This window comes from Shimia sp., assembly GCF_041624275.1.
Classification (GTDB): domain Bacteria; phylum Pseudomonadota; class Alphaproteobacteria; order Rhodobacterales; family Rhodobacteraceae; genus Shimia.
The window spans coordinates 1-6,834 of the sequence record NZ_JBFJVE010000168.1 but is presented as its reverse complement, the minus strand read 5'-3'; the positions used below and the strand labels follow the sequence as shown (position 1 = coordinate 6,834).

5 protein-coding genes and 1 pseudogene are annotated in these 6,834 nt (G+C 67.2%); 1 reads left to right on the top strand and 5 read right to left on the bottom strand.

Annotated elements, in window-relative coordinates; translation table 11 throughout:
• A partial coding sequence (xdhA, locus tag ABZD10_RS12340) for a xanthine dehydrogenase small subunit (protein ID WP_372886875.1) occupies positions 1 to 1,345 on the bottom strand: 1,345 nt, incomplete at its 3' end.
• Positions 1,346 to 1,416: 71 nt separating this feature from the next.
• Positions 1,417 to 2,310, bottom strand: a complete 894-nt coding sequence (locus tag ABZD10_RS12335; RefSeq protein WP_372886873.1) for a LysR substrate-binding domain-containing protein — start codon at positions 2,308 to 2,310, stop codon at positions 1,417 to 1,419.
• Between the two features lie 120 nt (positions 2,311 to 2,430).
• On the opposite strand from ABZD10_RS12335, the gene ABZD10_RS12330 reads away from it, so the two are divergent.
• Positions 2,431 to 3,639: an acyl-CoA dehydrogenase gene (locus ABZD10_RS12330; RefSeq protein ID WP_372886871.1), complete on the top strand. Its 1,209-nt coding sequence runs from the start codon at positions 2,431 to 2,433 to the stop codon at positions 3,637 to 3,639.
• 48 nt (positions 3,640 to 3,687) lie between these two features.
• Here the strand turns inward: ABZD10_RS12330 and ABZD10_RS12325 are convergent, their stop codons facing one another.
• The 3 genes and pseudogenes from ABZD10_RS12325 to ABZD10_RS12315 all read right to left on the bottom strand — a co-directional run.
• A complete protein-coding gene (locus ABZD10_RS12325) occupies positions 3,688 to 5,667 on the bottom strand; it encodes an FAD-dependent oxidoreductase (protein ID WP_372886869.1) in 1,980 nt (659 codons plus the stop codon).
• Positions 5,664 to 6,395 (bottom strand): NAD(P)-binding domain-containing protein, encoded by a 732-nt coding sequence (locus ABZD10_RS12320; protein ID WP_372886867.1) that lies wholly within the window; start codon positions 6,393 to 6,395, stop codon positions 5,664 to 5,666. The genes ABZD10_RS12325 and ABZD10_RS12320 overlap by 4 nt, the downstream gene beginning before the upstream one ends.
• Positions 6,395 to 6,834 (bottom strand): annotated as a pseudogene (locus ABZD10_RS12315) (N-methylproline demethylase); the annotation flags it as partial. The gene ABZD10_RS12320 and the pseudogene ABZD10_RS12315, both read right to left, overlap by 1 nt.

Genomic DNA, 6,834 nt, shown 5'->3' with positions numbered 1-6,834 from the left:
CGGCGTCGGGGCGCTGCCCGCGCAGCGCCGCCTCGGCCTGGGCGGCGCGTTTCGGCGTCGCCGCCATGCCGCCGAAGGCCAGCCGCGCCTCGCGTATCACCCCGTCCTCGAGGCGCAGCGCGAAGCCGGCCGCCACCGAGGAGATATCCTCGTCGCGGCGCTTGGAAATCTTGTAGGCGGCATGGCGCCAGTCGCCCTGCCTGCGCGGGATGGTGATGCTTTCGACGAATTCGCCGGCGGCGCGGTCCTGCCGGCCATAGTCGATGAAGAAATCCTCAAGCGGCAGCGCGCGGCGGCGGTCGCCGCGCCGCAGGGTGATCGACGCCCCCAGTGCGATCAGCACCGGCGGCGTGTCGCCGATCGGCGAGCCATTGGCGATATTGCCGCCGATGGTGCCCATGTTGCGCACCTGCCAGCCGCCGATGCGGCGCCAGTAGTCGGCGAGATGCGGAAAGGCGGCGGTCAACGCCGCTTCGGCCTCGGAATAGGTCACCCCCGCCCCCAGCCGGATCGCGGCGGCCCCGGACCCGGCCCCGGCCCCGGACTCGGACTCGGACTCGGACTCGGACCCGGCCTCGATCGTCTTCAGCCCGTCAAGCGCGCCGACGAACACCGCCGGGGCGATGGGGCGCAGCGCCTTGGTCACCCAGAGCCCGACGTCGGTGGCGCCGGCGACGATCGTCGCTTCGGGCTGCGCGGTCAGGATCGCCGCCAGATCGTCGACATCGGCCGGGATGATCGCGCGGTCGGTTTCGGGGCCGGTCACCACCCGCCGGCCGTCCTTCAGCGCCCGCAGCCGGGCGGTCATGGTTTCGCGTTCGCGGATCAGGATATCGGCCTCGGGGCCGCCGTGGCGGTGCATCTCTTCGGCGGCGCGAATGATCGGCGCATAGCCGGTGCAGCGGCAGAGGTTGCCCTGAAGCGCGGTCTCGATCCGCGCAATGTCGGGGGCCGGCCCTTCCATCCACAGCGCGTAAAGCGACATCACGATGCCCGGCGTGCAGAAGCCGCATTGGCTGCCATGGGCGGCGACCATCGCCGCCTGCACCGGGTGCAGCGCCCCGCCGGGGCCGCGCAGATGTTCGATCGTCACCACGTGGCAGCCGTCGAGCGAGGCGAGGAAGCGGATGCAGGCATTCACCGTCTCGTAGCGCAGCCCGTCGTGGTGCAGCCGCCCGACCAGCACCGTGCAGGCGCCGCAGTCGCCCTCGGCGCAGCCCTCCTTGCTGCCGGTCAGGCGCTGGTCGAGCCGCAGGAAATCCAACAGGCTGCGCGAGGCGCCCCAGTCAGAGAGGGCAATGTCCCTGTCGTTGAGGACAAAGCGGATTTCACTGCGATCACCCATGGCGATCCTCCGGCGAGATTGATGGTGCGACATTCTGTTCCCAGAGTTTGTCACTTTTGCCGGAATTGCAATCAGACAGTTGCCGGCACCTCTGGCACGCGGGTCTGCTCGGCGAGCCAGCCGCGAAAGGCGGTCAGCGCCGGGTAGTCGGCGTTCTGCTCGGGCCAGACCAGAAAATAGGTGCCCATGCGCACCCGCGCCACCCCCGGCGGTTCGGCCAGGGTGCCGCGGGCGATCTCGTCCTCGACAAGATAGTCGGGCATCAGCGCCACCCCGAGCCCGGACTGGGCGGCGCGCAGCATGGTGGCGAACTGGTCGAGGCTCATCACCGGGCGCCCCTCGTCGGGCCAGCCGTTGGCCCGGGTCCATTCGCGCCAGGCATAGGGGCGGGTCTCAAGTTGCAGGCGCGGCAGGTCGGCCACCGGGCCGGATTGCAGCAGCGCCGGCGTCGCCACCGCCACCATCTGCTCGTCGAGCAGTTTCAGCGCCCGCTCGCCGGGCCAGGAGCGGCGCACGAAATGGATCGCGGCGTGAAAACTCTCGAAGGCGAAATCGAAGGCATCGGTGCGGGTCGACATGTTCAGCGTGATGCCGGGATGGGCCTCGAAGAAGCCGGACAGGCGCGGCGCCAGCCAATGGGTGCCGATACTGGGCAGGATCGCGAGGTTCAGCACCCCGCCATCGGGGTTGGCCTGCAACGCGAAAGTGGCATTGGTGATCCGGGTCAGCGCGGCGCGGATCTCGCGGGCATAGCGGGCCCCGGTCGGGGTCAGCTGCAACCGCTTGCGCTGACGCTCGAACAGGGCGGTGCCGGTCTCGGCCTCGAGCCGCTGGATCTGGCGGCTGACCGCGCTCTGGGTCAGGTTCAGCTCGGCCGCCGCCTTGGTGACCGAGCCGAGCCGGGCCACCGCCTCGAAGGCGGAGAGCGTCGGCAGGGCGGGGGTGAAGCGGCGCGAGGCTTTCATATCATTCCCGTTGTGAATGTTTTATTGCGCAAATATCCATTTTTTCCGCCATCAATGCAAGTTAGACATGATTCAAATTCATGGCCGAGTCTCGGCCCCTCTGACGTGACAGGACATCTCATGGCTCTCAAACCCAAAGACAACCCGGCGCTTTCCTCGTTCAACTGGGAAGATCCCTTCCTGATCGAGACCCAGCTTGAGGAAGATGAGCGCATGGTGCGCGATTCGGCCCGCGCCTATGCGCAGGAAAAGCTGCAACCGCGCGTCACCGCCGCTTTCGCCGACGAGCACACCGACCCCGAGATCTTCCGCGAAATGGGCGAGATGGGCCTCTTGGGCACCACCATCCCCGAGGAATACGGCGGCATCGGCGCCGGCTATGTGACCTATGGTCTGGTGGCCCGCGAGGTCGAGCGCGTCGACAGCGGCTATCGCTCGATGATGTCGGTGCAGAGCTCGCTGGTGATGTACCCGATCTATGCCTATGGCACCGAGGAACAGCGCCAGAAATACCTGCCGAAACTGGCCAGCGGCGAATGGATCGGCTGTTTCGGCCTGACCGAGCCCGATGCCGGCTCGGATCCGGGCAGCATGAAGACCACCGCCAAGAAAACCGCGGACGGCTATGTGCTGAACGGCGCCAAGATGTGGATTTCGAACAGCCCGATCGCCGACGTCTTCGTCGTCTGGGCCAAGTCCGAGGCCCACGGCGGGCAGATCAAAGGCTTTGTTCTCGACAAGGGAACGCCGGGCCTGACGGCACCGAAGATCGAAGGCAAGCTCTCCCTTCGGGCTTCGGTGACCGGCGAAATCGTGATGGACAATGTGGCCGTCGGAGAAGAGGCGCTGCTGCCCAATGTGGCCGGTCTCAAGGGGCCGTTCGGCTGCCTCAACCGGGCCCGCTATGGCATTGCCTGGGGCGCCATGGGGGCGGCCGAGTTCTGCTGGCACGGGGCGCGCCAATACGGGCTTGACCGCAAGCAGTTCAACAAGCCGCTGGCCCAGACCCAGCTGTTCCAGCTGAAGCTGGCCAACATGCAGACCGAGATCACCCTTGGCCTGCAGGCGGCGCTGCGCGTCGGACGGCTGATGGACGAAGCCAATGCCGCGCCCGAAATGATCTCGATGATCAAGCGCAACAACTGCGGCAAGGCGCTGGAGATCGCCCGCCTGGCCCGCGACATGCACGGCGGCAACGGCATCAGCCAAGAGTTCGGTGTCATCCGCCACATGGTCAACCTCGAGACGGTGAACACCTATGAGGGCACCCATGACGTGCACGCCCTGATCCTGGGCCGCGCCCAGACCGGGTTGCAGGCTTTCGCCTGATCGCCCTTGCGGCCCCGGCGGCGCTTTTGCGCCACCGGGGCCGTTTCTTCAGAGATCAAGACCGGCCCTGCGCCCTTCGTAGATCGCCGCCGCCGCAAGGCGCGGCGCATTGGCGTCGCCGATCAGCCGCACCGTCAGCCCCAGCGCCCCCAGTTCCTGCGCCAGCTCCGGGTCGGCGCGGTTCCCGGTGGCCAGAACCAGTGACTGGGCGGCGATCTGCCGGCTCTCCCCGGTCAGGAGCGACATCACCTCGGCGCCCTGCCCGCTCCATTCGGACACGGCGCTTTCGGTGACGAACTCCACCCCCAGCCGGGCCAGCGTTTGCCGCGCCGGGAAATCGGTGGCCGAGCGCTGCAATTCGCGGCCGATCATCGCGTCGGGGGTGACGATGGTCACGCGGTGGCCGGCCTCGGCCAGGTGCCAGGCGGTGCCGATGCCCTTCCAGTGGCCGCCCTCGTCGAGCAGGATCACCCGCTCACCCAGCCGTGCCGCCCGCCCCATGACATCCTCGGTCGACCAGACATTGCCCGCCGCCATGCCCGGCAGTTCCGCGACATGGGGCAGCGCCTTTTGAAAGCCGGTTTCCGCCGGCAGTGACCCGGTGGCCAGCACCACGGCATCGGCACCGAAAGCGGCGATCTCTTCGGCGCCGAAATAGCTGTTGTAGCGGATCTCGACCCCGAGCCGCGCCAGTTGCCGCTCGTACCATGCGATGAGATCGCCGATCTGCGCCCGCCGGGGCTGCAGGCCGGCCAGCCGGAACTGGCCGCCGAGGGCGCTTGAGGCCTCGATCAGGGTCACTTGGTGGCCGCGCTCGGCCGCCACCCGCGCGGTCTCGAGCCCGGCCGGCCCGGCGCCGACCACCAGAACCGTCCTTGGGGTCTGTGCCGGGGTGAACCGGTCGCCGCCCCAGAGGTGTTCATGCCCCGCCGAGGGGTTGATGAGACAGGAGATGTAATAGTCGCGCCCGCGCCGCCCCCAGCATTGCTGGTTGCAGCTGAGACAGCCGCGAATGTCGTCGGTGCGCCCGGCCTCGGCCTTGGCCACCAGATGCGGGTCGGCAATCTGGCCGCGCACCAGCGCCACCAGATCGCTTTGCCCGGCGCCGAGCACCGTATTGGCATTCTCAGGCGTGCGGATATTGGCCTCGGCGGTGACCAGCGCCGTCAGATCCGCCGCCTTCAGCCGCGCCGCCAGATCGACACCGAGGTTCTCGGGGTACTGGAAACTCGGCAGCAGCTTGTAGAAGTCGAAATAGCTGCCCGAACCGACGGTGACGTAATCGATCAGCCCCTGCCGGTCGTGCAGCGCCACGATCTCGACCATCTCGTCATGGCCAAGGCAGACCGGCTTGTCGGCATCGTCGTTGATCGCCAGACCGATGATGAAATCCTCGCCGCAGGCAGCGCGGATGCGGGCCATGATCTCGCGCGAGAGCCGGGTGCGGTTGTCGAGCGAGCCACCCCATTCGTCGCTGCGGGTGTTGGAAAACGGCGTCCAGAACTGATCCAGCAGGCAGTGATAGGCGGCCCAGACCTCGACCCCGTCAAAGCCGGCTTTCTGACAGCGCACCGCCGCCTGAACGAAACCCTCGATGGTCTCTTCGATCTCGGCCGCCGACATCATGTGGCTGCCGTCATTGTCGTGATAGCTGGGCCCGCCCGAAGGCGACCAGTTCGCGTGCCATGAATTGTCCCAGTCGCCATGGGCGCCGACATGGTAGAGCTGCTGGATCATCACCGCGCCTTCGGCCTTGCAGGCCTTGGTCAGCCGCGCGAAATGCGGGATCACCGCATCGCTGGAATGGCGGAAATTGCCCCGGGTCAGCACCGCGGCGGCATGCACCGGCATCGGCTCGACGACGATCATCGCCGCGCCGCCGATGGCGCGTTCCAGATAATAGGCCAGATGCTGGTCGCCGGGCAGGCCGTCCTGCGCCATATTGGTGGTATGGGCGCCGAAGACGATGCGGTTCTTCAGCGTCCTGTGGCGCAGCTGCACCGGGGTGAAGACATGTTTCAGGGTCATCCGTCACGCTCCAGACTGTCGAGCCCGGCGCGCAGCGCGGCGCCGCTGCCGCTGTCGTCCATGTGGCGCCGCAGACGCTGGTTGAAACCGCCCGGCGTGTTCAGCGCCGCGAGCAGCGGCGCGCAGGCAGAGGCGCCGAGGCTGGAGGCCACGAGCTGCCGCAGAAAGGCCTCGCCCTGGTCGGCATCCGCGACCCGCGACCCCAGCCAGAGCGCCGCTTCTTCGACCATGCGCGCCACCGGAGACAGCACCGCCTGAGCACAGAGATAGGCTTCAAGCTCCGCATTATCCTTAACCTCGAACACATTGTTATTATGCCCGAAAACCTCCTCAATCAGGGCGGTTTCCCCCTGCGCGATCACCGCCGATCCGCCCTGGGCAATGCCGGGAAAGGGCATCATGATCGCCCGTGCCTGCGCCGGGGAAACCAGCGCCTGCACCCGCGCCAGCGGAGCCCCGGCCATGAAGCTGATGACCTGCTGATCGGCGCGGAAGGCAAGGCCGCCCAGCACCGCCTCGGCGGCCCCGGCCATGAGGCCGAGAAAGATCACGTCGCTCTGGTCGAGCACCGCCTGATTGTCGGCGACCGCGACATTGTCGAAGGCCGCCGCCAGCGCCGCCGATTGCGCCGCGCCGCGTGTCGAAACGGTGATCTCATGGCCGTCTCCGGCGATGCCGCGCACCACCGCCGAGGCAATGGTGCCGGTGCCTAACACCCCGATCCGCATCACAAATCCTTCATCAGCCGCAACGCGTCGTAGATCGCCGCGTGGGTGTTGCGGGCGCTGACCGCGTCGCCGATGCGGAACAGCTGGAAGGCGCCTTCGGGGTTGCGCGCCACCGATTGCCTGTCGCCGTCGATCAGCGCGTCATAGTCCACCTCGCCAAGGTTGGAGGACATGGGTTTCAGATCGAAATAGAGATCGGCCAGCGGCAGGGTGCCGTAGTTCACCACCACCTGATCGTGGGTCTGCTCGGTCACAAGATCGCTGTAATCGGTGCCGATCGTCGCTTTCAGCATATTGCCATCACGGGTCACATCCAGCAGCCGGCGGGCCACGGTAAACAGCGTATCCTTGTCCTGAAGCGCCCGCATATAGGGCACGAGGTTCATCGCCATTATGTCCGGAGCCAACATTCTGTCCGGAGTCATCACTTCGACGCGGG

What these genes read in the sequence shown, in the direction of transcription:
- ABZD10_RS12335 (WP_372886873.1), bottom strand. Translation starts at nt 2,310, where the DNA reads ATGAAAGCCTCGCGCCGCTTCACCCCCGCCCTGCCGACGCTCTCCGCC.
- ABZD10_RS12330 (WP_372886871.1), top strand. Translation starts at nt 2,431, where the DNA reads ATGGCTCTCAAACCCAAAGACAACCCGGCGCTTTCCTCGTTCAACTGG.
- ABZD10_RS12325 (WP_372886869.1), bottom strand. Translation starts at nt 5,667, where the DNA reads ATGACCCTGAAACATGTCTTCACCCCGGTGCAGCTGCGCCACAGGACG.
- ABZD10_RS12320 (WP_372886867.1), bottom strand. Translation starts at nt 6,395, where the DNA reads ATGCGGATCGGGGTGTTAGGCACCGGCACCATTGCCTCGGCGGTGGTG.